Origin of the sequence: Sphingopyxis selenitireducens (genome assembly GCF_051550705.1) — a bacterium.
In the GTDB taxonomy this organism is placed as follows: Bacteria; Pseudomonadota; Alphaproteobacteria; order Sphingomonadales; family Sphingomonadaceae; genus Sphingopyxis.
In genome coordinates, this window is the sequence record NZ_JBPULG010000002.1 from 780,292 (window position 1) to 804,164 (window position 23,873).

A 23,873-nucleotide genomic window follows, 5' to 3' on the forward strand; every position below is an offset into this window, starting at 1 on the left:
CGGCCGCAGTCACGAAACCGCGGCGTGACGGGGTGAGGTCTCCAGGCAAATCTCGTCTCCTGATCGGTGGGAAGTAATGGCCAAGAGACATAGCGATGCCGGCGTTAGACGCTTGTTAGGCGCGGTGAGGCGTTGTTAGCCCTGCGATGCACAAACTAATGGGCGAAGCTGGCGACTAACGGGTCACGAGCCCCCGATTGCTTACATCGGTGTGACCGGAGCATTGAAACCGGCTGCAATGGAGGTAGGCATCATGACCAAAGGACGATCGATCGGATTTATCGCGGCAGCACTCGTCGCGGCAAGCGCGGTCACCACCATCTGCTTTGGGGATGCGCTGGGCATAGCCCATGCGCGAAGCGCGCCGATCGGAGCAACCCCGAGGCCGGTCGAGGTACTAGGCGCCGCAAAGCCGTGGCTCACAGTAGTTCCCGGAGGACCGCAGGAACTTCGCGGCAAGGTCGTGATCGTGAATTTCTGGACCTATTCGTGCATCAACTCGCTGCGCGCGCTGCCCTATCTTCGCGCGTGGAACGAGCGTTATGGCGACAGGGGCCTTGCGGTAGTGGGTGTCCACGCGCCCGAGTTCGGTTTTGAACATGATGCTTCGAAGGTCCGGCTGGCGGCGAGCCAGCTCAAGGTCGGCTATCCGAATCTGCAGGACAATGATTATGCGGTATGGAAGCGCTTCGCGAACCAGGGCTGGCCGGGCTTCTATTTTATCGACGCCGAGGGCAGGGTTCGCGGCTATCGGATCGGCGAGGGCGATTATGCAAGCGGGGAGCAACTGATCCGCAAGCTTCTCACGGAAGCGGGTCACGATCTTTCAAACATTCCCCTCTCGCCGATCATCGGCGCCGGCGTCGAGGCTGAAGCCGACTGGGCCCATCTCGGGTCGCCTGAATCCTATATCGGTTACGACAAGGCCGAAAATTTCCGGTCGCCCGGCGGACTGCGACCGGACCAGGCCACCAACTATGCCCCCGGTTCGAATCTTTCGCTCAACAGCTGGGATGCTTCCGGTAAATGGACGGTCGGGAGCGAGTTTGCGACACTGGGCAGCGCCGCAGGGTCGATCCGCTACCGCTTTCACGCACGCGATGCCCACCTTGTCCTTGGCCGCGCGCCGGGTGGCCAGCCGGTGCGCTTTCGTGTCACGATCGACGGTGCTGCACCGGGCGTCGATCGCGGCACTGACGTCAATTCAGAGGGATGGGGAGAGGTTCGCGAGGACCGGCTGTATCAACTTGTCCGGCAGCGGGGCACGATCGGCGATCGCACCGTGACGGTTGAATTCTCGGCCCCAGGGGTGCGAGCTTACGCCTTTACCTTCGGGTAATACGGACCTCATCGTCGGGCGAGAGCCCGGTCCCTGTGAACCCGGCGGCTTGGACAGACTAAGAGCTTTCTGCCACAGGTCGCAGCACCGCCTTCTTGCCATAAGGGTTTGGAAGCGCAGGCGCGGGGACCAGGGAAATCGTGACGGATAGCGAGAGACTCGGCGATCAATTGGCTTTCGGGCCATTCTGCCTGTGGCCCGACGAAAGGCTGTTGACGAGGGACGGCGAGCCGCTCCCCATCGGCGGACGCTCGTTCGATCTCCTCGTCGCCTTGATTGAAAAGCCCGGTGCGGTGCTGTCGAAACGCGATCTTCTGAAACGCGTGTGGTCCGATGTGGTCGTCGAAGACGGCAGCCTCCGCTTTCACATGGCCGGTCTCCGGAAATTGCTTGGCGATGGTCAGGACGGTGCCCGCTATATCGCGACACAGGTCGGCGTGGGCTATGCCTTTGTCGCGGCAGTTGAACGGCGGGCGGCAGCAGGCGGCTTGTCGGACGCGGTAACGCCGACTGCTGACGGTACCGCAAGCCGTAGCGACCGCGCGCTCAATCTGCCGCCTCAGCCGCATTTGATCGGACGCGAGCGCGATGTGGAATTGCTCGGCGAACGGATCGCCGGCACGCCTCTGTTTACGATCGTTGGTCCGGCGGGCGTGGGAAAGACATCGCTCGCGTTGGAAATAGCGCATCGGAGAGCTTCCGACTTCGGTGGCCATGCCGCCTTCGTCGATTTCGCCATGCTGGAGAATCCGGCTGTCGTCCCTTCGATGATTGCCGGAGCGATGGGCATCGCGGTCGATGGCGACGATCCGCTCGCGGTGATCCTCGGCCATGTCCGTGACCATCGCTTTCTCCTGATCCTCGACAATTGCGAACATCTGATCGAGCCGACCGCGACCATCGTTGAACGCTTCATCGACGATGCGCCGCTGATGCGCGTAATCGCTACGTCGCGCGAGCCGCTGCGAGTGCGCGGCGAGCATGTGCATCGCCTGGGAGCCTTGTCTTATCCCGAAGATACCGGCGGCCTGACGACCGAACAGATCCTTGCCTACCCGGCGGTCGAGCTCTTTTGCTCGCGCGTCGCCGCCGCCGACATTGATTTCGTCGCCGACGAGGCGACGGCGCACCTCGCAGCAGACGTCTGTCGGCGTCTCGACGGCATGGCGCTGCCGATCGAACTCGTCGCCGTGCGTGCGGCGACCCACGGCATCCCGGCGACGGCGCGCCAGCTCGGCGAGCGCTTCAGTCTTGGCTGGTCAGGCCGGCGAACCGCCCAGCGGCGCCAGCAAACGCTTCAGGCGACGCTCGACTGGAGCTATGATCTGCTTTCGGCCGCCGAAAGGACCGTGTTCGAGCGGCTTTCGATTTTCGTCGGTCCTTTCTCGATCGATGCGGCGCTCGATATCGCAGCCGACGGAACGACGGGATCGGACGAAGTCGCATTGGCACTCGACGAGCTGGCGTCGAAATCCCTTGTGGCAGTCAACCGCGCCGGCGGTGCCTGCATCTATCGCCTGCTCGAAATGACGCGTGCCTATGCGCGGGAAAAACTGCGCGTGAGGGGAGGCGGTGAATATGTCGCGGCGGCGCGACGTCACGCGAGCTATTATCTCGGTGAACTCGAGGCGATTACTGGCCAAGACGAGAGCGCCCTCGAAGACACCGGGGCACTCCGTCAGCAACTCGGCAACATTCGCAGCGCGCTCGACTTCAGTTTCGGCGACGATGGTGACTTGAAAATCGCCCTGCGCCTCGCCGCGTCGAGCGCGCCGGTGTTTCTCAACCTGTCGCATCTGATCGAGTGCCAGAGCTGGTGCGTCCGGGCGCTTGCCGAAGCGAAAACCATTACGGGAGATGCCGGTAGCAGGATCACGCCCGAGGTGGAACTGGAGCTTCAGGGCGCGCTGGGAACGGCGCTGATGTTTACGCAGGGCAATAGTTCGGCTGCGGGCGATGCGTTGGGCCGCGCGCTTGAACTCGCGACGCGGCTCGAAGACAATTGGAACCACCTGCGGATGCTCGCCCGCCTGCATATTTTCAACAAGAGACTCGGTAATTATGCTGCCGCCCGGTTGGATGCGGCAAAGGCAGTCGAGGTCGCGGCGCATATCGGTGACGACGAGGCGTTCGGCGTCGCTTTCTCTCTGTCTGGAATATCGCACTATCTTGCGGGCGACTTGACGCGCGCGCGGGAGGAACTCGAACAGGCGATGGCTAAGAGCGGGCCGACGCTGCGTAGCCGCACGATCCGCTATGGTTTCGACAACCGCAGCCGGACGGGGATCGCGCTCGCCTATACACTCTGGCTTTTGGGCGAGCCCGATATGGCAAGCCAGCTTGCCCGCCGGACGGTCCGCGAAACCGGGCAACTCGATCACGGCATCACCCAATGCATCGCGCTGGTCTGGGCGATCATCATTCATCTGTGGAGCAATGATCTCCCAGCAGCGGAGGAAGCGGTCGACGCTCTTTCCGCTCGCGCCGAAGCCAGCGCCCTCAATCCCTATATCGTCGCGGCTGGAGGTTTTCGCGATGCGATAGATTTCGAGCGCGGCATGCGGGATGATGCTCTGGTCACCCTCGAAATGAGCATCGCCAGCCTGCGTGCCGCGCGATACGAACTGCTCGTAACGCCGTTCACCCTCATGCTGCTATGGGGTTTGTTACGCAGCGAGCGGCTTCGCGAGGCGCATGATCTCGTCGAGGTCACGATATCTCGGTGCGAAGAGCTGGGCGAATTCTTCGCTATGCCGGAACTTTTGCGGATCAAGGCGGAACTGGCCCATCGCCTCGACGGTGATGGCGCGATGAGCGAGAAATTGATGCATGACGCGATGTCTCTTGCCCACGGGCAGAAGGCTCGAGCCTGGCAAGACAGGATTGAAAAATCACTATCGGTTTAGAAGGAAAGTCGAGGTAGGCGGCCATCACAAATAATTCTTGAATGATCATTCCAATACGCTATATGGGCAAAATGGCACGACCCAAGGAATTCGATGTGGAAGCCGCCGTGGAGGCTGCCGTGGAAATATTCCGCGAGCATGGCTTCGAAGGCACCTCGGCGCAGATGCTCGTCGATGCGATGAAGATCGGTCGTCAGAGTCTGTACGATACGTTCGGCGACAAATGGGGAATCTATTGCAGTGCAGTGAGGCACTATTCACAGGGCGAAGTGCGTGAGCATATCGAGGTGCTCGATCGCCATGACCGGGCGATCGAAGGCATCCGCGCCATGCTGGAACGCGTGGCGGCAGAAGCTGAACGCCCCTGTCTTGGCGTGGGATCGATAGCCGAGTTCGGTTGTACAAGACCGGAGCTGGCAAAAATACGCCAAGCCTCGGGCGATGTTCTGAGCCGGGCCTTGGCGAAGACGCTTCGCGCGGCGCGGGAACAGGGGAATCTGGCTGAAGACCTCGATATCGATCAGCTCGTCACTTTCCTGATCGCCACGATTTCCGCGATCCGCCTTGCTGCGCGGGGCGGAGCGGGGAAGGACCATGTGAACGGGTTGGCCGGCCTCGCGATGCGCTCCCTGCGCTAAATTTTTTGCCCAATTTTGGAATGATCGTTCTATAAGGAGAATAGGAAATGAAAGCTGTTGCAATGACCTCGATCGGCGCGACCGATGTTCTGAAAACCCTCGATCTTCCCGAGCCCGTTCCGGGGCCGGGAGAAATTCTGGTCGATGTTTCGGCCGCCGGGGTGAATTTCATGGACGTGGGGATCAGGCAGGGAATGGCGTGGCACGAAATGCCTCTGCCTCGCGTTCTGGGCGCCGAAGGCGCGGGCCGCATCGCTGCGCTGGGTGAGGGCGTCGATGATCTTGCGGTCGGGCAGTGCGTAGCCTGGGTCTATGCACCGGGTAGTTATGCCGAACGTATCGTCCTGCCCGCGACCTCCGCTGTGCCGCTGCCGGATGACGTGGATGACCGTCTTGCCGCTTCGCTGATGATGCAGGGATTGACGGCAAGTCATTTTGCCACCGACTTTTATCCGGTCCAATCGGGTGACGTGGCACTGGTGCATGCGGCCGCCGGCGGCCTTGGGCAAATTCTCACGCAGATCATCAAACTGCGTGGCGGCTCGGTGATCGGCAGAGTCTCGTCGGCGGCGAAAATCGACGCGGCGAAGGCGGCTGGCGCCGACCATGTTATCGTCGATGCTACAGGTGATTTTGCCGAAGAGGTACTCCGGCTGACGGGAGGCGAGGGGGTACATGTGGTCTTTGACGGTTCCGGGCCCACGACGTTCGAAGGATCGCTCGCATCGCTTCGCCGCTCGGGGACATTCTGTTGGTACGGGCCCGTGTTGGGTGGCCCGGGCGGGGTCGACATCATGAGCCTGCCGCGCAGCGTCAAGATCGGATACGCCGTTTTCTCCGACCACATTCACACGCCGGAACTGCTTCGCGACCGGACGGCGCGGCTGTTCGACTGGGTACGCGGGGGCAAGGTGAACATCGCCCCGGCGACCGAATTCGCCTTGTCGGACGCCGCGGCAGCGCATGAAGCGATGGAAAGCAGGGCGACCACCGGCAAGCTGCTACTAATCCCCTGAGATGTCTTCCCATTGGGTGCCTAGAACGGTGGCATGCCTCGTTGGTCGGTTTGAAGCCGACAGGCCGCAAGTGGGAATTACTCGCCGTGGTCCTGCCGTGCACCTCGATGTGCCGCAGGATCGCCAACTACCTCCAGCGCAGCGTAAAGTTGGTAACCGCGACGTGCGGGTAACCCAAGTCGTCCCAGGGAATCGGCCGATCGAGCGGGTCATCGACAAGCGGTCCGTCGATATTCTGGAAATCGAGCGAAAGACCCGACAGAACCCGGCCGGTATTCATCAGCGTGAGAAGGCGATCGAAAGCATCTGAAGAGAGGTCCAGTCGTACCATATAGTCAGCCACGCAATGGTTCGATTCATGGTCTGTGAATGCGCTCCGCCGGATGCTGCCGTTCCAGTCACGACCTTCATCCACAGCCTCCAGGATGACGAGATCGCCTTTGAGTGCGTCGAGATTTCCTGGTGCGCTGCTTATGAGTTGGCCGGCGATTGCGCTTAGCGGGGCAGTGACGCACCGTTCCAACCGCGCATAGTCGCCATGCGCCCCCCCCATATTCAACTCAATCTCGCCGACATCGAAGCGGAGGAAATCCGGAATCATGGCGAAGATGGCAGCACTGTTCATGGACGCCCCTGAGTAGCCTTCTGCAGAACGTCTCGTCTACAGATCGCAAATTTTCATACCACTCATGCCAGCGGGAACGGGAAAAGCCCAAACTTATCCGGACCGAACGGAATATCAGGTGTAAACCACCAGAAATATTTGATATTTAAGTGTTCGCACTCAGCCGCGGCCGGGCGCGGCGCATTGAACCCGAATTGCCGCGGCAAGAAAGGCCCGAGGATTGCCAACGGCATGGAACGCCGATAAACACCCGAATCATTCCAACGCGAAGAAAGGAGGGCATAGATGAAATTTCCAACCACATGCCCTCCCGGCGGGTTTCCTGCCAACGGGCGCTTCCACCACTAGGTCCTGAAGCCTCCGTGATCCGACCTCTGTCCGGATTACCCCTTGAATAGAAACGCATTGGAGACGGCGCATCCGCGCCGGTTCATGATATGACATCGACACCCGACAATGATCGCGCGGATTCCATCCGCCGCGTCCTCGATTTTACTTTCCATCACTGGGCCGCGCAGCGTGGACGCGCGGCCTTCATCGGCCTGTTTATAACCGCAGCGACGGTCACGGAGATTTTCGTGCCGCTTTTCGCCGGGCGTTTGATCGACGCTCTGGCGGCAGACCGACGAGACGGAGCGCTTGCGCTGTTCGCGGCGATGGCGGCGCTTGGCCTCTCGATGGTACTGCTCCGTCACGTCGCGTGGGCGGGCATCATTCCCTTCACGCTTCGTATGATGCAGGGCGTAACGCAGGGCGCTTTTCATCGCGTACAGCGCTTCTCGACCGACTGGCATGCCAACGCCTTCGCTGGTTCGACGGTGCGCAAGATCACACGTGGTATGTGGGCGTTCGACACGCTCAACGACGTGCTTTTGCTTCAATTGCTGCCGTCAGCGGTCGTGCTGGTCGGCACAATGCTGCTGCTCGGCTGGCATTGGCCGGTGCTCGGGCTTGTCATGGGGGTCGGGTCGGCCGCCTATGTGGCGATGACCATTATGCTCGCGACGCGCTGGGCATCTCCCGCCGCAACGCTGTCCAACGCATGGGATACCAAATTGGGTGGCCTGCTGTCGGATGCGGTCGGCTCCAACGCCGTGGTCAAGGCGTTCGGCGCGGAGGATCGCGAAGAGGAGCGCGTCGGCGGGCTGCTGACCAAATGGGCTAAACGCACCCGGCGCACGTGGATGCGCTATACTTGGTCGGGCAGCGCGCAGATACTGCTTCTCTGGATCATGCGCGGAGCGATCACGGGCGTGGCCCTGTGGCTGTGGTGGCAAGGGGCTGCGACGCCGGGCGACGTGACCTATGTGCTTACCAGCTATTTCGTCGTCCACGGTTATCTCGTCGACATCGGCTTCCACATTCATCATCTCCAGCGCGCCGTGAACGAGATGGAGGAACTGGTCGATCTCCACGGTCAGCCGCTGGGAATCGAGGATCGCACCGATGCGGCCCCGATCCGCATCGCGGCGGGCGAGGTCCGCGTGGAGAATGTCACCTTCCGCTATGGCGGGCATGAAAAGCCACTCTATGAACATCTAGACGTGCTGATCGGGGGCGGTGAGCGGATCGGTCTGGTCGGCCATTCGGGATCGGGCAAGACGACCTTCGTCAAGCTGATCCAGCGCCTTTATGATGTGAATGAAGGTCGCGTGACCATCGACGGTCAGGATGTGTCACACGCAACCCAGCAGTCGCTGCGAGCGCAGATTGCGATCGTCCAGCAGGAGCCGATCCTGTTCCACCGCAGCTTGGCCGACAACATCGCTTATGCTCGTCCGGGGGCGAGCCAGGCCGAAGTCGAGGCCGCAGCGCGGCTTGCCAACGCCCATGACTTCATCGCACGGCTACCACGCGGCTATGCGACGCCCGTCGGCGAGCGCGGCGTCAAATTGTCGGGCGGTGAGCGCCAGCGCGTGGCGCTTGCCCGCGCCTTTCTGGCGGATTCCCCCATCCTCATTCTGGACGAGGCGACCTCCAGCCTCGATTCGGAAAGCGAGGCGCTGATCCAGCAGGCGATGGACCGGTTGATGAAAGGGCGGACCGCGATCGTTATTGCCCACCGGCTTTCGACGGTACGCACGCTCGATCGGATATTGGTGTTCGATCAGGGCCGGATCGTCGAGGACGGCGACCATGAAACGCTGCTCGCCAATCCGGGCGGTCAATATCGACGTCTGTTCGATCGACAGTCCGGGAATATCGTCGATGAGGATCCGATGTTCGTCGATGCCTGAGCCGACGGACAGAATGACGCTATCGATCGTTGACGTTGGTCGACGATCGATAGCGTCAGCCGGGCAGCGACAGCTTTTGCTTTTGGATGGATGCGGCGTCGGTTTATCTGGTGTTCGACCAGGTGGAGAGGATGACTTCGCGGTCCGCGCGATCTTTGCTTTGTAGCTTCAGCGTCCACTTTCCTGCAGTGATCGCCCGATCGATGAAGATCGAGCGGAATATCTGGCTCGCTTCGGGGGTGCCACTCAGGTTGGCACCGACTGCCACCCCCTTGTCATCGATCAGCGTTGCCGACACCGTATTCGCAGCCACGAAGGTCAGGCCCAGATTTTGAGCCACTTCTACCGGGATCGAGACATTCATCATCTGACCTGGCGCAATCAATATGATTTTCGAAAAGTCGGGCGCGACCGCAGCGGCTTCTTCCTGATCGTCAACGCCGACTATCATCAGGCGAGCCGGTGCACGCTCACTTTCCCCCGATATTGTCGAGTGCGATCCGCCCGCCACCTGTTTGCCCGGACCTAGCGCGACGCGCGGTTTCACGAAGGAGGAGAAGGGCTCCGCTCCGGTCATGCTCGTATGCAAAATATTCTGCGTCTCATGGTCCGATATCGTCCATTTCGCCGATGGTTCGGCGACCACGCCATCGTTCATGCTCAACATTCGACAGACAGGCGGCAGCGGATTTCCGGCCAGCACCGAAAAGGGCACGCCTTTGCGGTTGATATTCTCCGCGTTAAATCTCAGCACCGTGAGAGGTCGCAGTTCGCGCAGCGCGTCCATCGATCGTCCGCCGAGTTCCAGCGGTATACTGATCAGATCGGCACAGGAGCTGCCTTTATTGGGTGTACCCAGCATTACGAGATGCGACACCTGCGGTTTGCCGTCGGGATAGATTGGCATTGTCGCATGAATATAGCGCCGGCTGATCAGTCCGCCCATCGAGTGGGCGACGAGATCGACGTGCCATGCATTGCGATCCTTCTGGGCATAGCGGACATAGTTTGCGAGTTCGATGGCATTTTGGGCGATCGTGTTGGTGGGACCGAAATTGCCCATCTCCTCACCGGTGCGCATCCGCCCATGTTCCGGCTTTTCGCCGACCGGGAAAGCTTTCCAATCATAGCTGTGGCTGATGGTCAGGATGTTCTGCCACAACTCCCAAGCTTTCCAATTCGACCATAGGCCATGGACGAGCACAAGCGGCTTTGGCGCGACCTTCAGATTGCGCGTCATGTCGTCAACCTTCTTGCCCGCATCGTCAACCTCGGCCTTGATACGCTGCACAAGCCGCGGGCGCCCGTCATCGAACCAGGCATAGCCCGAACTATCCCATTTGAACTGGACCTCACGCTGCTCGCCGGGAGGTACGCTGACTGTGACCTCGCCCAGAAGACCATCGGGCTTTGCGCCATCCCATTTGTCGCCTTTGTAGGTATCACGAAACTTGACCGTTGCCGCTTTCTCGTCGGCGCTGTCGTTCGCGACCACCGCAGTCAGCCGAACGATATTCCCGTCGGTCGTACCAATCTGCTCTGTGATTTCCTTCCAAGCCTCCCATGTAGGAAACTGCATGTCCTCAAATTTGAGGTCGACGAGGCGCAGCGCGCCGCTGCAGCGGCGCAGGCTCCAGCGCAGCGAGTCCGTGGCACCATAAGAGGTTTCGGAATGGCCGCCCGAGAGCCGATTGGGATCCGCCGGATTGACGCGATCCTCACCACTGCTGGAGAAACGCATTGCGTCGACCGTCGTCGGAATTTCGGCGATTTTCTGGTTCGTTGCTTCCTTGGCCTTGCACTGGCCGCTGAAACTCGCCGAACTCGACCCCGAAACGGTGCCCTTTATGTCCGGGAGGCGCACGCTGACCGTGTAGCGGCCGTCCGTATCCACAGTAATATCAACGCCAGCTTCGAGCCCGGTAGCATTCGCACGCGTTTGGCTCTTGCTTACGAAACGGCCTGACATCTGTCGCATCGCTCGCTCATGCGGGCAGATCATCTGGTCGTTGGAATTGATGGTTTCGGTCGCGACCGAGGCCAGGTTTATATTCGCGGTTCCGAGGCTGTAATCCGCGCCTTGCGACGGCCGCACGGCCACTTGAGCGACATAATCATACTCCATCGACGCGTCGGTCGTCTCGGTGCCTTTGCCCGACACGCGTGTGACCGTCTTTGAATCGCTGTTCGCCTGATGACGGGCATATTCGATCGTTCCGGCCCAGCCGGCATCGCATCTGGCAGCCGCAGCGGCGGTGGCTGGGGCGGCGGCACCGCTCAGCGTCAGCCCGAGTGCAACGGCTGGCAGAGTGCGCAAGAGGGTCATTAAATAATCCTGTCGTACTGCCCTCACTCGCGCCGGCTGATGGCGGCGAGACGGGAGGAGATTGGAGAGTTGCGAGCATGAAGGGACTGCGGGATCGCGGGGCGTCAGTAGACCTCGTTCCAACCTTCGGATGCCGAATATTGGTTCGCGTAACCCCAGCACATCAATCCCGGCCGTTCGGCCGAAGCGCTTCCTTTGGTCAGGCGATAGAGAAGCTGGCGGCAGCGAAAGCCGCCCACTGGCTCTTCGCTTACGACGGTGAGCGAACCTTGCGATTCCGCACCTTTCCAGCGATGAACGTGGCCGATTGGCAGCTCGCCGACGATGCTGCGGGCGCCATCGAAAGGACGCCTCGTGCCATCGCGTGGAAAGACCGGCCAGCTGTCATAGGCGAAGCCGCCTTCGCAACTGGTACAACGCACCTTGCCAAAGTCGTCATAGGCCTGCTTCACTGCGGCAAAGCCCTCGGGCTTGGGCATACGGCTGGGATATTTGGTTTCGGGTTCAGGCGCCTTTTTGGCGCTCGCAGATGCCTTGGCTTTCTCGCCTGAAGGCATATCCGACCGCGCCTTATCTTCGCCAGCCTGTTTCGGCGCCTCGACGATACGATCCGCAATCCGCTTGAGGAAGCCCTGTCCAAAGGTCGGCGAGGGCAGTGCGAGGAGAAGCGCGACGCAGCCGGCCGCGGGGATCAGGGTCCGCATGAAGATTCCTTTTTCTTTCTTTTGCGAGAGCGCCAAATGGAAGCTTGGGCGCCTGGGCACGGCCACTGTCAGGCCTGCATTTTTCTGGGTGGCGGAGTGCCGGCAGAGGGGGCGATCCCGCCGGCACTCCTTTGCCGATGCGATCAGCCTTCGGGCTTGGCTTCAGCTTTCGCACGGGCCTCGGGCTTCGCTTCGGCTTTGGCGCGCGCCTCGGGCTTGGCTTCTGCCTTCGCGCGCGCCTCAGGCTTGGCCTCCGCCCTGGCGTGAGCTTCGGGCTTGGCTTCGGCTTTTGCCAGTACGGGCATCGGCAAGCCGAGGGCGATCGCAGCGGCGAGGAAGGGGAGTTTGCTCATATATGGCTCCATCGTCTGTGAAGGTGGAACAGAGAGAACCAGAAGCAGCGCGGGGCCGTCCGGTCGTCTCTGTTTGCGGCTCGATGCCGCGATCTTCACGATATGGGAGGCCAGGTTCCGGCGCCTTGCGCTTGCTTCGAAACCGGATCGTTGTGCGACCGGTGTGCTCGCGCCTCGACTAAGGCCGACGTCGGTGAGACGAATGCGTCAGGCAAGGCCGAGGCGGTCGAGTACGACCCGGACGTAGCTCGGCCCTACCTGCACGATTGCGCCATCTTCCATCTCGAGCGCGATGAGCCCTTTGCCGAGCCGCTGCACGGCTTTCACCAGTGCGGGCCGTATGAAGGTCGATCGGTGCACGCGCGTCAACAGCCGCGGATCGAGCAGTTGCTCCAGTGCGGTCATCGAAATGCGGTGGATGTGACTTCGCGTCGAGGTATGGAGCAGCACATAGTCGCGCGCAGCCTCTACCCATTCGATTTGGGCAATCGGAAGACGAAGGTTGCCACTGGCGACCTGAACCCAGATCGCTTCCTCGCGAATTTCCTCTGGCGGGGCGCTGGCGACCCGGTCGGCGGCATCGCGCATCGCGCGCCGCCGCCGCGCCCGCTCGACGGCCTGGCGCAGCCGGTCGAACCGGACGGGCTTTAGAAGATAGTCGGCAGCATCCACCTCAAAGGCGTCGGGCGCATATTGTTCAAACGCAGTGACGAAGATGATTTCGGGACGCGGATCGGCGACGAGATCGGCGGCCACGCGGATGCCGCTCTTTTGCGGCATAGAGATGTCGAGCATAACAAGGTCGGGCTTGAGCGCCGCGATCCGCTCTTCCGCCTCTTCACCGGTCGAAGCCGTTCCCACGACCTCAACATCGTCAATGTCGCCAAACAGCGTTTCGAGGCGCCGGAGTGCCAGCGGCTCGTCGTCCACCAGCAGGACGCGCAGCGGGTTCATGCTGCAAGCTCGTCGCTGCGCCGCTCGAGCGGCAGGCGCGCGATCGCAAGGAAGCCGCGCTCGCGTTTCAGCGTTTCAAGGCTGCCACTGGTTCCATAGAGCGTCTCCAACCGCTGGCGGACATTGGCGATGCCGACGCCGGTGCCGGGCCTTGCATCCTTTTCCTGACCGGCCCCGTCGTCCTCGACCGAGACGAGCAATATATTATCGTCGCTCGACGCTTCGACCTTGATCGTCACTGGTACCGTGGACGGAGCGAGCGCATATTTGATGGCATTTTCGATCAGCGGCTGAAGGAGGAAGCCGGGCACCAGCGCACTGTTAAGCGCAGGGGGACAGATGAATTCGACCGCGAGCCGTTCGCCGAAGCGGACGCTTTCGATCTCGAGATAATGTTGCAGCGTTGCGAGTTCGTCTTCGAGCGGCAACAAGGCGTCGGGCTCGGACGACAATGTCGCGCGCAGGAATTCTGAGAGCTTGGCGAGCATCGCATCGGCGGTGCGATATTCTTTCGTGACGATCAGTGACGAGATCGCGTTGAGCGTGTTGAACAGGAAATGCGGGTTGAGCTGATAGCGGAGCGCCGCGAGGCTGGCGGCGCTAGCGGCGGCTTCGGCGCGGCTTGCCGCTTCGCGTGCTACGGCAAGTTCCAATTCGCGTTCGCGCGTCAGCTTGTTCGCCTCGATCACCGTGAACGCTGCGCCGAGCAGCGCGAACTGCCAGACGAGCGCGATAAAATTGTTCGTAGCGCGCAGCGCGAAGGGAGCGGATTGTTGCGGCGACACGACGAGCCGTCCGATCCATTCGCCAGTTGTTGCGTCGATCAGCGCGAGCACTCCAGAGGCAAGGAACACCGCTGCGCCCATTGCAGCGAGCCGGACCACCATATTGCGGCGGCGCGTGATCCTGACCGCCCAATAGACGCCGCCCGAAAGTAGCGCGCCCATCACGCATATGTTGATGACCGAGATGGTGACGTAGACGCCGGCGCCGCTGAACACATGATAGGGGATGATGTAGAGTATCCCGGACAGGATCCAGGTCGCGGCGACCAGATAGATGGTCTGACGATGTTCGGGCTTCAGCTGCATGGCAATTCCAATGTGTAGTGCGCGACCAGCATAAAGGAAGTGGGCGCAGTTGACGTCCTTGCTCGTCGCACCGGCGTCCGCATTCGTCGCGCGAGAATCCGCTCCGGCGAGCCGATGCCTGCCTTCGTCGCAGAGGCGTGGTGCCCGCCCGGAGCCCGCCATAACCGGTCCCTGTTCGCGGCTCCCCGCCGCCAGGAGATCGGCCATGGCCCACACTCGTTATCGTTATAGTCTGGTCGCATTCGGCCTGCTCGGCGCGCTGATCGTCGCCGAGCAGGCGCGGGCCGCCGCCACCGAACAGCCGGTGGCTGTCACCGCCCCGTCGACAGCCATGCAGCCGCTCGAAATTCTGCCGTCGGGTCACCCGGTCGTTCAGGTGAGTATCGACGGCTCGACGCCGAAACGCTTCGTTATCGACACCGCTGCGAGCAGCACCACGATCATGCCGAAGCTGCGCGCAGAACTGCCGGGACTGGTCGCCAAATTGTCGGGGGACCCGCTCGATGGCGCGGCCGGACGAACCGATGTCGAAACGACAGTGGTCAAGCAGGTCGAGGTCGCCGGATATAGCTTTCGTTCGCCCGAACTCATGCTGCTTCCGCCCGGGCCAACCGACAAGCTTGGCATCGACGGCATATTGGGCGCCGATATCATCGCGGACTTTGCCGTCGAGATGGACATGCCGGGCGGCCGCTGGCGGATGACGCCCAAGGTCGAGGCTGAAATGCTCGCCGGGCTTTCGACGACGGTTCCTTTCGTCCTCGACGATATGCGCGCACCGCGTCTGACAATTCGCCTGGGCGGCGTCCAGGTTCCCGCAATATTGGACACCGGCGCGCGCGGGACGATCATCAACTGGGCGGCGGGAAGGGCGATCGGACTTGCTCCCGACAGCCCGGGACTTGCCAAGGCGTCGGACATCAAAGGTGCGACGAACCATGCGATGCCCAGCGTCGAAGTGCCGATCGACGAATTGACGATCGGCGAAGCCAAGATCGAAGACCGCAAGATACGCATCGCGGACCTGCCGGTATTCAAGGTGCTGGGGTTCACCATCGACCAGCCTGCGGCAATCCTCGGAATCGACATGTTCGCCGACCGGCGCTTCGTCATCGATCATCCGGGGCTGCGTCTGCACATCTCCCCGCCGGTCAGCCCGGCACCGAAGCAGCCATAAGAGGGAATTCGTACCATGAAGACGATGATGACCGGCGGGCTCACTGTGAGCGCGCTCGCCCTTGCGACCGCCGCCTTTGCCCAGCAGGCCCCGAAGCCCAGGATCGAAGCCGTTTACTGGCTGTCCGCCGAAACCGTGTCGGGCATGGCAACCGGCCAGCCCGCAGGCGTCGAGAAAAACCTGTCGCTCCAGCTCGGATCGACACGCCCCAATTCCGCGCCGGTCGCCGAACATCTGCCGCCACAGGCATTGCGCGCGGGCGACCGTCTGCCACTTGTTTCGCCTCGGGGGGCGGCGCCGAAGGAAGACGGCAAGCCCGACTACCGGCCCGGCCCTGCGGACGCCCCCAAGGGACGGATCGAACTTTATTGGGGTTGTGGTGAAAATGCGCCCGCAGGCCAGCCGGTCATCATCGATCTTGCGACGATGAAGCCCGGTGGGGCGTCACCCTTTGGCACGATCCCCAATGTGAAAGCGATGGTGCCGCCGTCGGCAGGGCGCCACGCGACCTATGGCGAATGGCCCGGGGGGAAGAATGGGACGCGGGTACCGCGCGCGGCATCGCTCGTCGGCGATCATGTCGTGCAGGGCAATTATTCGCCTGAGATGCGTTTCGCCGTTGCCGGCGGGAATGACTTCCTCGCGCCGCTCGCCCCGCGCAGCGCCGATCTCGCGTCGGGGGCGGTCAAGGTCAGCTGGCCGGCGCTCGCCAATGCCCGAGGCTATATCATGACCGTGACCGGCGCGCGCGAGAACGGCACCATCGTCATGTGGACGTCAAGCGCGGTGCGCATGCCCGGCATGGCGCTGCCAGACTATCTGGAGCAATTCGACATCGCGCGGCTTGTGCAACAGCGCATCCTTCTCACCCCCGAATCCACCGAATGCATCGTCCCGTCGGCGGTCGGCAAGGCATCGGAATCGGCGATGCTGATGATGACGGCCTATGGCCCCGAGACAAATTACGGGTCGCCGCGCGAAGCGCCCGCCGGATGGGGGGTCAAGCTGCGCACCAAGGCAACGCACATGGGCATGCTGGGCGTCGATCTCGCGTCGCTGATGAGCGGAGCGGACACCGATTCCGACGCGCCTGCGGCCGATGCCAAACCGAAGAAGAAGCGCGGCCTGCTGCGCGGAATCGTTGGCGGCGCGCTTGGCTTGCCCGGCTGACTTTGACCCCATCCAGAAAGCCAATCTCATGAAACAATCGCTGTCCAAACTCGCCATGCTGGGCCTTTTTGTCGCAACGCCGACCATTCCCGCTGCGCTGGCCGCACCCGGTGACAGTCGCGCCCCGAAGAAACTGATGGAGCGTTGGGCCACCGGTACGCCGGGGCCGGGTGCCGGCCTGCCCGGCTGGTATTCCAAAACACCCGACATCCATGTTCATCAGCCGAACAACCTCGCCCGCATCCCGGTTGCCGAAATCGATTTGCTCCGCCGCCGTGCGATGGTCGTTTTCGATGCACTGATGCAGCAGCCTTCGCTGCGCGACGTGCGCGGCACCAGCCTTCAAGCCGACATCAACATTTCGGTCGTTCCAACGCTCGAAGATGTCCGGCTGGTGGGCGCTACCTTCAGCATCATCGCAAAAAGCGTTGTCGAGGGCAGGGCGGGAACGATTTTGCGCGACGGTCGGCATATTACGCCATCGGAAGAAGGGGCCGTCCTGCGCGTCTTCCTGAACCCTTATGACATGATGGCGCGCCGACAGGTGCAGGCCGAGGGCGTACAGGGCGGCGGTTTCCAGATCCGCACCGGGGCGGCCTATGGACTCTATGTCGCCGACCAGCTTCCCGCATATGACGCCGATTCCGAATATGCCTGGGTCCCGCGACCACTCGCGCTGGAGTTGCAGCACGATCGCAGCTGGTATCAGCCGGGTGCGAAGGGCGTGCATCCGCTTCTCGTCCACATGTCGAGCTATTCGCAGGAGAATGACAATCTGCGCGGCGACCGGCTCGATCCCGAGCGTCCCGCAGCGCGTCTTGCCGCAGCGATGTTCATGACCGACTGGGAAGATGTCCGCCGTCGTATGAAGGCGGTGATCTGATGCGCCGTGCCTCCATCACTGCGCTCGCGCTGACGCTTGCCGTCGCGCCGAACGCCGCCTCCGCCCAGCGCGCCGACGATAATGCGACCACGAGCGCCGAGGACGCCTTTGGCACTTCGATCGGCGGCGAGCAGATCGGTATCTATAACCCCAATTATGTCCGCGGTTTCTCGGCTGCAGAGGCGGGCAATATCCGTCTCGATGGCCTCTATATCGACCAGCAGGGTAGTTTCACCGACCGGCTGATCAGCAGCTTGCAGATGCGCGTCGGACTTTCGGCGCAAAGCTATCCTTTTCCTGCGCCGACGGGCATCGCGGACTATGGCCTGCGCACCCCGGGCGGCAAATCACTCGTCAGTCTCGGCGCGCGGCTGGGTCCGCTGGGGTCGGCGGCGCTGGAGGTCGATGCGCAGCTTCCGGTCACCGACCGTCTCGCGGTCGGCGCGGGGCTGGGATTGATCGCCGACAGGACGCATACCGGCGGGCGCGCGGACTATCGCACCGCCGCACTCATCGCGCGCTGGGCGCCGGTCGACGGTGTTACGATCACCCCTTTTTGGAGCCGCACCGGAATTTCTGACGAAGAAAGCCAGCCCTTGTTGCTGACGGGTGGCGATTATTTGCCCCCGCGGATCGAGCGCGTGAAGCGGCTCGGCCAGAAATGGGCAACGAACGATGGTCAAACGGTCAATACCGGCGTGATCGCATCGGCGGTGATGGGCGATTGGACACTGAAGGCAGGTGCTCTTCGCTCGATCCTCGACCTCGACCGTTCGCACACCCAGCTTTTCCTCCAAGTGGGGGAGGATGGTACAGCCGATGAACTGGTGATCGCGGAACCGGGCCGCCGTTCGGCGTCGACAAGCGGGGAAGTCCGGTTGTCGCGGCGCTTTTCCGAAGGGCCGCGACTGCACGCGCTGCACCTCTCCTTCAAAGGCCGCAATCGTGTGCGCAGTTATGGCGGCGATACCGCGATCTTCGTCGGCAATCATCCACTCGCGGAACCGGTCGTCTTTCCCGAACCCGTGTCGGTCTTTGGCGTGCAGACGCGCGACACCGTGCGTCAATGGACTGCGGGAATTGCTTATGAGGGCAGGTGGAAAGACGTCGGTGAGATCAGTCTTGGCCTCCAGAAGACAGATTATCGCAAGCGCGTACTCGATCCCGATGCCCCGGTGATCAGGACGACCGACGATCCGCTGCTCTTCAACGCCACCGCCGCATTCCATGCCTCGCCCTCGCTCGCATTCTATGCTGGCTATACCCAGGGTCTCGAAGAAAGCCCGGTCGCCCCCGGCGTCGCGGTCAACCGGGACGACGCGCCCCCTGCCATCCGTACACGCCAGATCGACGGCGGCGTTCGCTGGTCGATCACGCCCGACATCCGTGTCGTGGCCGGCTTGTTCGACGTGACAAAGCCCTTCTATTCGCTGGATGCCGCGCGGGTTTTTCGCCAGCTGGGCGACGTGCGCCACCGCGGCGCGGAATTCTCGCTTTCGGGCCAACTTGCACCGGGGCTTACCGCCATTGCCGGGACGGCGTTGATCGACGCCAAACTGTCGGGCGACGCCGTCGACAGCGGGCTGGTCGGGCGCAAACCGCTGGCGAGTTTCGGCCGGCTTTCGACTGCCGTTCTTGACTACCGACCGACTTTCGCCCCCGATTTTTCGATCGACCTCGTGGTCGAAAGCACGTCCGACCGCATCGCCAGCACCGATGGCAAGCTTGTCATCCCGGCGCGCGCGATCGCATCGGTCGGCGGGCGCTATCGTTTCCACATTGGCAAGGGGCCGGCCACGCTTCGGGTCCAGCTGGCGAACATCGGTAACAAGTTCGGTTGGGCGAACGGCTCGTCGGGGGTCTATCTTTATAATTTCCCGCGGCGGCTCACCGCGACACTGACCACCGATTTCGGCTGACTTTTTGCTGTATCCTAAAGAAATCAGGAATTCATCATGCAATATATCTTGCGCGCCGCCGCCGCCGCTACTGCTCTTCTGGCCTTCGCCAATGGAGCGCAGGCCCAGGGGTTTTTGAAACGCCTCGCCGATCGCGCGGTCGAAAAGGTCGAACGAACCGCAGAGAATATCGTGGAGGATGCGGTCAATGATGCGGTCGCTCCACACCCGGACGGGGAAACGAGCGAGGAAGTTTCGCGTCCCCCTCAGGATGCGCAGGCGACGGCGCCCGCCTCGGCCAGCTCCGCGCCGCCGACGGCGGCCAAGGTTCGCTATATCGACGACCTCAAAACGCCCCCCGATGTCGAGGCAAAAAAGGCCGAATATAACAAGTTCGGCGAAGTCAGTTGCAATGATTGCGAAGGCGGGATCGCGCTCGATGGCCGGCCCACTTTCCCCTTCGACGAGTTTAGTGGGCGATATAACGAGCGGGCCAAGCGTGCGGGCAGTTGGCCGGTTGGCCACATGCATCGCTGGCAGGGAAAGGCCTCCAAGGGCACGTTGACTGTGACGTCTGAAGAGCGCGTTGACGGCTTTCAGTGTCGACGATTGGAATATCGGCTTGAGCGGCTCGGCACCTCCGTCGCTCGGCCGGGCTTGATCTGCCTGGGATTGGCAAATAGCTCGTCGGAAGTCGAAAACTGGCATGAGATATATTGAGTGCCGGCGATTTTCGCTTTTTGGGCCGAAAAAGGTAAGCCCCGTTACATCGCTGCAACGGGGCTTTCCTAAAGTCCGTCCGAAGACGGTACTTAAATTCTGCCATTCCGTCGAATGGACAGATATATGAAACGCGCACGGCCGCTATTGGTTCCCTAAGGCAGAGCGCATTACGCCTGTTGCGGACGGATTTCGAAGCCGGTGACCGCGGGGTCGGCTGTCCAACTCGCCGCGAGACGCTCGCCTCGCTCCTCCTCATAGCCATGCGCAGTTGCGCCATATTCCATGATATCGTCGACCAGTTGCTGGTCGATCGTAATCGCGTCGAGGCCGTGCGCCGTGAGCGTCGCGCCAAATGCCGACAACGACGTACCAGCCGACCTGCGATAGCGCGCCTTGAGATGCACGACCCGGCGCTGCGGCGCGCGCGTTTCCGTGATGGCCACGGCAGCCAGAACCAGAAGCGATGCCAGCGCGCCAAAAATCGCCAGCTCGTAGAAACCGATTCCGAACAAGATACCAAGCGTAGCGGTCGTCCAGAGCGACGCAGCCGTGGTGAGCCCGCGGACATTGAAACCTTCGCGAAAGATCACCCCGCCGCACAAAAAGCCAACGCCGGTCAATATCCCATGCGCCATGCGCACCGGATCAATCCGGATAACCTCAGGCGGCGCATCATTGAGCCATGCCATCTGATGCACCGCCGACAGCATCAGCAGGCAGCAGGAGAGGGCGACCAGAATGTGGGTACGCAGTCCCGCGGGACTGGCGCGATACTCGCGTTCGGCACCCAATATACCTCCCGCGACAATCGCGCCGAAGATTGGCCATAAAAGATCGGGACTGAACAGCTGCATATCATCTCTTCCTGAAACGCCGGGCCGACGGGATCGGAAAGCTCTTGTCGCGAGAAACCGAGGTCTCGCAGGAGATGAACCCGCGAATGGGGCGTCCGGTTTCGCCGATGACCGGGCGAAAGGGCGGGGTGGAGCGAAAACGCGCGTCGATATGGTTTAATTACGGCAACGCGGCCCGGAGTCCTTCCCTCAGCTAGGCTAATCCTGGAATATCGCGGGCGTACCTGGCTTGACCATCTGCGCGAGCCGGGCCGCGTCCCAATTTGTCAGCCGGACACAGCCATGGCTCTCGGCACGGCCGATCGTATGCGGCTCGCTCGTTCCATGAATGCCATAGTGCGGCTTGTTGAGATCGAGCCACACGACGCCGACCGGGCTGTTCGGGCCGGGCTGCAGCAAAACAGCTTCTTTGCTGTTGCTGACGTCCCAGAAGAGCTTGGGATTATAATGAAAATCGGGATTACGGCTGACGCCCTGGATCTTCCACGTCCCGATCGGAAGCGGGTCGCGGCTGCTTCCCATGGTGGCCGGGAACTGCGCGACGAGTTTATCGTCCGCATCATAGACTTTCAGCACGCCCTCGGATTTATCGACGACGACCTTTGCGGCGGCGGGTTGCGTGGGCGCGACACCCAGCCGTTCGAGCGTCGCGTTCCAGCCCCGCGCATCCTCGCCCAGCGTCGCACGGTCGATGTCGGGAATATTGGGAACGCGGAAGGGGAGGCCCGCGCCAACAAGGGTCGACGGGCTGTTCAGGGCAACCAAGGTTTCGGGCGTGGTATGGAAACGTTCGGCCAGCGCTTCGGTCAGATTGCGATAGCCAAGCGCGGGCAATTTGGCCTGCTCGGCAGCGTCTTTTGGGAAGGCCGGCACGAAGGGCCCCTTGGCGAAGCCGGCAGGAATGATCACGAGCCGCGTTGCGGGTATCTGGCGCCAGCGTTGCAACGCCTGTTCGGTTGCTGCGTCGAGTTTCCCGGTCTCATCGAGGCCATGAGCCGTCTGGAATCCCCGAAGTGCCCCGACATAGGATGCGCCTTCCTTTCCGTCGATCACGCCGGGCGAGAAGCCGAGATGGTCGAGCAGGACCTGCGCGCGCAGGACGGGGGATGCATTGAAACCGGTCGCATCATCCTTGGCAGCGATGAATGCGAGGCTATCGCTATCCTGAGCGACGTTGACCGGCGCCGATGTGTCGGCCTTTTCGTCTGATGGCGGATTGCAGCCTGCCAGCAAAAGCGCACCAGCAAAATAATATGGAATTTTCACGTGTTGGTCCTTCCGGTTGAGAAGGATTAACGCCTGTCCGTGTCAAAGGATGCGAGTTGGACGAAGCCATTGGTGTCATGCGGGGGGCCGCGTCCATGGTGGAGAAACAGTCAGCCGATCGCTCCACTTCCCATACTAATTTAACATAATATATATTATCGGATAATTGCAGCTTGATCGGATCCTCGAAATCGCGTGTGATGGATTATCGATTTTCTCCGACGCTCTCCCCCGACCGCTGATGACACGTCCTCTAACAGCCGATCCAGATCGTCTCCCTGTTGAGAGACCCGAATTCGCCATCCATCAATTTTTAATCCATCCCTCGTAGAGCGGAGCGCATCAACCGGCCGGAAGGATATACATGCGTCCGCTATCTTCAATGATCGCCATCCTCGCCTCCCTCACGCCGGCAGGGTTTGCTTACGCGCAAGATAATTCCCGCGGCAACATGCGCATTTCGGTCAATGTTCCCGAGTCTTGCCATATGCAGGCCAACACGATCGCAATCGCTCCCGGCCACAGCCCCATTTTGGCGACGATCACGGAGGCCTGCAACAGCGGGCGGGGCTTCCGCGTAATGGCCTCGCATCGTCCACTCCTTTCTGATGAACGGGTCGAAGTGATCTATGCAGGGAACGCGGTGATGCTTGCCTCGTCAGGCGTAAGCGATATCGTATTTCGGTCGGGGCCTTCGTTCGAGCACGTAGCGGTGGCGGTAAATGTCGCTGAACTGCGGTCAGCATTGTCCATCAGCTTCGGGATGACCGCAATCTAACTAAATAGCAGTAACCTGAACGGTGACCCGATCCCGGTAAAGACCGGCAGCAGGCTTGGCGTTTGTCGCCGGCACGATCACTTGCAAGGGCCGTACGTCACCCGAGGCCGGTGTGTGAGACGGCTCCGGGAAAAAATTGGCGCCTTTCAGATCAACCAGCTTTCCCTCGTAGAAGAGACGATAAGGAATGCTGCCAGAACCATTCACATTGAGAAGCGCCCCGGAGTTTTCTGACCGGAATGATACGCCGTAGGCCGTTGTGCTCAAAATGCGCGCGCCGAAAGGCTGCGAACGCATATCCTGTGTCGATGATATATTTCCCAGATCGATTCTGGCACCGCCGCCGCCCCTGCTCCCTACCGCCCCGACGATACGGATTGATACGGCAGCCGGGATATTGATCGCCACATTAGCCGTCGCCTGATCCCGCAGCGTCCCGCTCTCATCGTACAACGATAACAAAAGCTGTTCGCTATAGAATCCGGACTTCAAACCCCATTCGGTCGGAACGATGATTTGCAAAGGAACGGCGCGCCCCTGTCGCCCAGCCGGTAAACCGCCCAGGATGATATCGCTCCGGCTGGTTTTCCCTAGGGAGGTAGTCGCCAGAATCTCCACGTCGGGATTGGCGGGCGCGCGCAGCTGATAGGTGGGAAAGCCAGGCAGGGTCATGGCATCCGGTCGCGATATGCGAAGCACGGCAGCACAGTTCCCCGCATTTTCAGCTGGCGTGCGGCTGACATCGGTGCCGTTCAGCACGCGCAGCTGAAGATTCTCGACGGCAACCGATCGAGCGTCAATTTCGACTGCGCGAACCGTTACCGAATAGGACCGCTCCGCAAACGTCGGGTTGCATTCGCGAGCATCTACCTCGTGCTGCGTAACCAAGGCCAATGCCAGGAAAGTGATGATGTAACGCATAATCCCCGCCCTTC

General features: G+C 61.5%; 21 protein-coding genes. 11 read left to right on the forward strand and 10 right to left on the reverse strand.

Going from position 1 to position 23,873, the window contains the following annotated elements; translation table 11 throughout:
- Positions 1–253 precede the first annotated feature (253 nt).
- The 4 genes from ACSYDV_RS09560 (at position 254) to ACSYDV_RS09575 (ending at position 5,899) form a co-directional block, all read left to right on the forward strand.
- Positions 254–1,339 (forward strand): redoxin domain-containing protein, encoded by a 1,086-nt coding sequence (locus tag ACSYDV_RS09560; protein WP_438323561.1) that lies wholly within the window; start codon positions 254–256, stop codon positions 1,337–1,339.
- Between the two features lie 212 nt (positions 1,340–1,551).
- Positions 1,552–4,245, forward strand: a complete 2,694-nt coding sequence (locus ACSYDV_RS09565) for an ATP-binding protein (RefSeq protein WP_438323562.1) — start codon at positions 1,552–1,554, stop codon at positions 4,243–4,245.
- 95 nt (positions 4,246–4,340) lie between these two features.
- Positions 4,341–4,883, forward strand: coding sequence for a TetR/AcrR family transcriptional regulator (locus ACSYDV_RS09570; RefSeq protein WP_438323563.1), 543 nt, complete (start codon positions 4,341–4,343; stop codon positions 4,881–4,883).
- Positions 4,884–4,930: 47 nt separating this feature from the next.
- The gene (locus ACSYDV_RS09575; RefSeq protein ID WP_438323564.1) at positions 4,931–5,899 is read left to right on the forward strand and encodes a quinone oxidoreductase family protein; all 969 of its coding nucleotides are present in this window, start codon (positions 4,931–4,933) and stop codon (positions 5,897–5,899) included.
- A gap of 127 nt (positions 5,900–6,026) precedes the next feature.
- On the opposite strand, the gene ACSYDV_RS09580 is transcribed toward ACSYDV_RS09575, so the two are convergent.
- Both ACSYDV_RS09580 and ACSYDV_RS09585 read right to left on the reverse strand, forming a co-directional pair.
- A complete protein-coding gene (locus ACSYDV_RS09580) occupies positions 6,027–6,524 on the reverse strand; it encodes a hypothetical protein (RefSeq protein WP_438323565.1) in 498 nt (165 codons plus the stop codon).
- Between the two features lie 62 nt (positions 6,525–6,586).
- Positions 6,587–6,826: a hypothetical protein gene (locus ACSYDV_RS09585; protein WP_438323566.1), complete on the reverse strand. Its 240-nt coding sequence runs from the start codon at positions 6,824–6,826 to the stop codon at positions 6,587–6,589.
- A gap of 135 nt (positions 6,827–6,961) precedes the next feature.
- Here ACSYDV_RS09585 and ACSYDV_RS09590 point away from each other — a divergent pair, with 135 nt between their 5' ends.
- Positions 6,962–8,761 (forward strand): ABC transporter ATP-binding protein, encoded by a 1,800-nt coding sequence (locus ACSYDV_RS09590; protein WP_438323567.1) that lies wholly within the window; start codon positions 6,962–6,964, stop codon positions 8,759–8,761.
- A 103-nt stretch (positions 8,762–8,864) separates the two neighbouring features.
- Here the strand turns inward: ACSYDV_RS09590 and ACSYDV_RS09595 are convergent, their stop codons facing one another.
- From ACSYDV_RS09595 to ACSYDV_RS09615, 5 genes are all read right to left on the reverse strand, one after another.
- Positions 8,865–11,087, reverse strand: coding sequence for an esterase/lipase family protein (locus tag ACSYDV_RS09595; RefSeq protein WP_438323568.1), 2,223 nt, complete (start codon positions 11,085–11,087; stop codon positions 8,865–8,867).
- A gap of 104 nt (positions 11,088–11,191) precedes the next feature.
- A complete protein-coding gene (locus ACSYDV_RS09600; protein WP_438323569.1) occupies positions 11,192–11,791 on the reverse strand; it encodes a hypothetical protein in 600 nt (199 codons plus the stop codon).
- A gap of 143 nt (positions 11,792–11,934) precedes the next feature.
- Entirely contained in the window at positions 11,935–12,144 is a 210-nt protein-coding gene (locus ACSYDV_RS09605; protein WP_056370653.1) for a hypothetical protein, read from the reverse strand.
- Between the two features lie 207 nt (positions 12,145–12,351).
- Positions 12,352–13,098 (reverse strand): LytR/AlgR family response regulator transcription factor, encoded by a 747-nt coding sequence (locus ACSYDV_RS09610; RefSeq protein ID WP_438323570.1) that lies wholly within the window; start codon positions 13,096–13,098, stop codon positions 12,352–12,354.
- Positions 13,095–14,189, reverse strand: coding sequence for a sensor histidine kinase (locus ACSYDV_RS09615; RefSeq protein ID WP_438323571.1), 1,095 nt, complete (start codon positions 14,187–14,189; stop codon positions 13,095–13,097). The genes ACSYDV_RS09610 and ACSYDV_RS09615 overlap by 4 nt, the downstream gene beginning before the upstream one ends.
- Before the next feature lie 205 nt (positions 14,190–14,394).
- On the opposite strand from ACSYDV_RS09615, the gene ACSYDV_RS09620 reads away from it, so the two are divergent.
- The 5 genes from ACSYDV_RS09620 to ACSYDV_RS09640 are packed head-to-tail and all read left to right on the forward strand — an operon-like array spanning position 14,395 to position 20,037.
- Positions 14,395–15,366, forward strand: a complete 972-nt coding sequence (locus tag ACSYDV_RS09620) for an aspartyl protease family protein (RefSeq protein ID WP_438323572.1) — start codon at positions 14,395–14,397, stop codon at positions 15,364–15,366.
- Positions 15,367–15,381: 15 nt separating this feature from the next.
- Positions 15,382–16,536 carry a hypothetical protein gene (locus ACSYDV_RS09625; protein ID WP_438323573.1) on the forward strand — a complete coding sequence of 385 codons (1,155 nt, stop codon included), beginning with the start codon at positions 15,382–15,384 and terminating at the stop codon, positions 16,534–16,536.
- 28 nt (positions 16,537–16,564) lie between these two features.
- Positions 16,565–17,419, forward strand: a complete 855-nt coding sequence (locus ACSYDV_RS09630) for a hypothetical protein (protein WP_438323574.1) — start codon at positions 16,565–16,567, stop codon at positions 17,417–17,419.
- The gene (locus ACSYDV_RS09635) at positions 17,419–19,338 is read left to right on the forward strand and encodes a TonB-dependent receptor domain-containing protein (RefSeq protein ID WP_438323575.1); all 1,920 of its coding nucleotides are present in this window, start codon (positions 17,419–17,421) and stop codon (positions 19,336–19,338) included. The genes ACSYDV_RS09630 and ACSYDV_RS09635 overlap by 1 nt, the downstream gene beginning before the upstream one ends.
- A gap of 48 nt (positions 19,339–19,386) precedes the next feature.
- Positions 19,387–20,037 carry a hypothetical protein gene (locus ACSYDV_RS09640; protein WP_438323576.1) on the forward strand — a complete coding sequence of 217 codons (651 nt, stop codon included), beginning with the start codon at positions 19,387–19,389 and terminating at the stop codon, positions 20,035–20,037.
- 170 nt (positions 20,038–20,207) lie between these two features.
- Here ACSYDV_RS09640 and ACSYDV_RS09645 read toward each other — a convergent pair whose 3' ends face one another.
- Both ACSYDV_RS09645 and ACSYDV_RS09650 read right to left on the reverse strand, forming a co-directional pair.
- A complete protein-coding gene (locus ACSYDV_RS09645) occupies positions 20,208–20,894 on the reverse strand; it encodes an MgtC/SapB family protein (RefSeq protein WP_438323577.1) in 687 nt (228 codons plus the stop codon).
- Positions 20,895–21,092: 198 nt separating this feature from the next.
- A complete protein-coding gene (locus tag ACSYDV_RS09650) occupies positions 21,093–22,154 on the reverse strand; it encodes a L,D-transpeptidase family protein (RefSeq protein WP_438323663.1) in 1,062 nt (353 codons plus the stop codon).
- 370 nt (positions 22,155–22,524) lie between these two features.
- Between ACSYDV_RS09650 and ACSYDV_RS09655 the strand changes: the two genes are divergently transcribed.
- Entirely contained in the window at positions 22,525–22,938 is a 414-nt protein-coding gene (locus ACSYDV_RS09655) for a hypothetical protein (protein ID WP_438323578.1), read from the forward strand.
- On the opposite strand, the gene ACSYDV_RS09660 is transcribed toward ACSYDV_RS09655, so the two are convergent.
- Positions 22,939–23,859, reverse strand: a complete 921-nt coding sequence (locus ACSYDV_RS09660) for a hypothetical protein (protein ID WP_438323579.1) — start codon at positions 23,857–23,859, stop codon at positions 22,939–22,941.
- Between the last annotated feature and the right edge of the window lie 14 nt (positions 23,860–23,873).

Excerpts from the sequence above, each read along its gene's own strand:
- ACSYDV_RS09560 (WP_438323561.1), top strand. The coding sequence starts at position 254 with ATGACCAAAGGACGATCGATCGGATTTATCGCGGCAGCACTCGTCGCG.
- ACSYDV_RS09575 (WP_438323564.1), top strand. The coding sequence starts at position 4,931 with ATGAAAGCTGTTGCAATGACCTCGATCGGCGCGACCGATGTTCTGAAA.
- ACSYDV_RS09580 (WP_438323565.1), bottom strand. The coding sequence starts at position 6,524 with ATGAACAGTGCTGCCATCTTCGCCATGATTCCGGATTTCCTCCGCTTC.
- ACSYDV_RS09590 (WP_438323567.1), top strand. The coding sequence starts at position 6,962 with ATGACATCGACACCCGACAATGATCGCGCGGATTCCATCCGCCGCGTC.
- ACSYDV_RS09595 (WP_438323568.1), bottom strand. The coding sequence starts at position 11,087 with ATGACCCTCTTGCGCACTCTGCCAGCCGTTGCACTCGGGCTGACGCTG.
- ACSYDV_RS09600 (WP_438323569.1), bottom strand. The coding sequence starts at position 11,791 with ATGCGGACCCTGATCCCCGCGGCCGGCTGCGTCGCGCTTCTCCTCGCA.
- ACSYDV_RS09605 (WP_056370653.1), bottom strand. The coding sequence starts at position 12,144 with ATGAGCAAACTCCCCTTCCTCGCCGCTGCGATCGCCCTCGGCTTGCCG.
- ACSYDV_RS09610 (WP_438323570.1), bottom strand. The coding sequence starts at position 13,098 with ATGAACCCGCTGCGCGTCCTGCTGGTGGACGACGAGCCGCTGGCACTC.
- ACSYDV_RS09615 (WP_438323571.1), bottom strand. The coding sequence starts at position 14,189 with ATGCAGCTGAAGCCCGAACATCGTCAGACCATCTATCTGGTCGCCGCG.
- ACSYDV_RS09620 (WP_438323572.1), top strand. The coding sequence starts at position 14,395 with ATGGCCCACACTCGTTATCGTTATAGTCTGGTCGCATTCGGCCTGCTC.
- ACSYDV_RS09625 (WP_438323573.1), top strand. The coding sequence starts at position 15,382 with ATGAAGACGATGATGACCGGCGGGCTCACTGTGAGCGCGCTCGCCCTT.
- ACSYDV_RS09630 (WP_438323574.1), top strand. The coding sequence starts at position 16,565 with ATGAAACAATCGCTGTCCAAACTCGCCATGCTGGGCCTTTTTGTCGCA.
- ACSYDV_RS09635 (WP_438323575.1), top strand. The coding sequence starts at position 17,419 with ATGCGCCGTGCCTCCATCACTGCGCTCGCGCTGACGCTTGCCGTCGCG.
- ACSYDV_RS09645 (WP_438323577.1), bottom strand. The coding sequence starts at position 20,894 with ATGCAGCTGTTCAGTCCCGATCTTTTATGGCCAATCTTCGGCGCGATT.
- ACSYDV_RS09655 (WP_438323578.1), top strand. The coding sequence starts at position 22,525 with ATGCGTCCGCTATCTTCAATGATCGCCATCCTCGCCTCCCTCACGCCG.
- ACSYDV_RS09660 (WP_438323579.1), bottom strand. The coding sequence starts at position 23,859 with ATGCGTTACATCATCACTTTCCTGGCATTGGCCTTGGTTACGCAGCAC.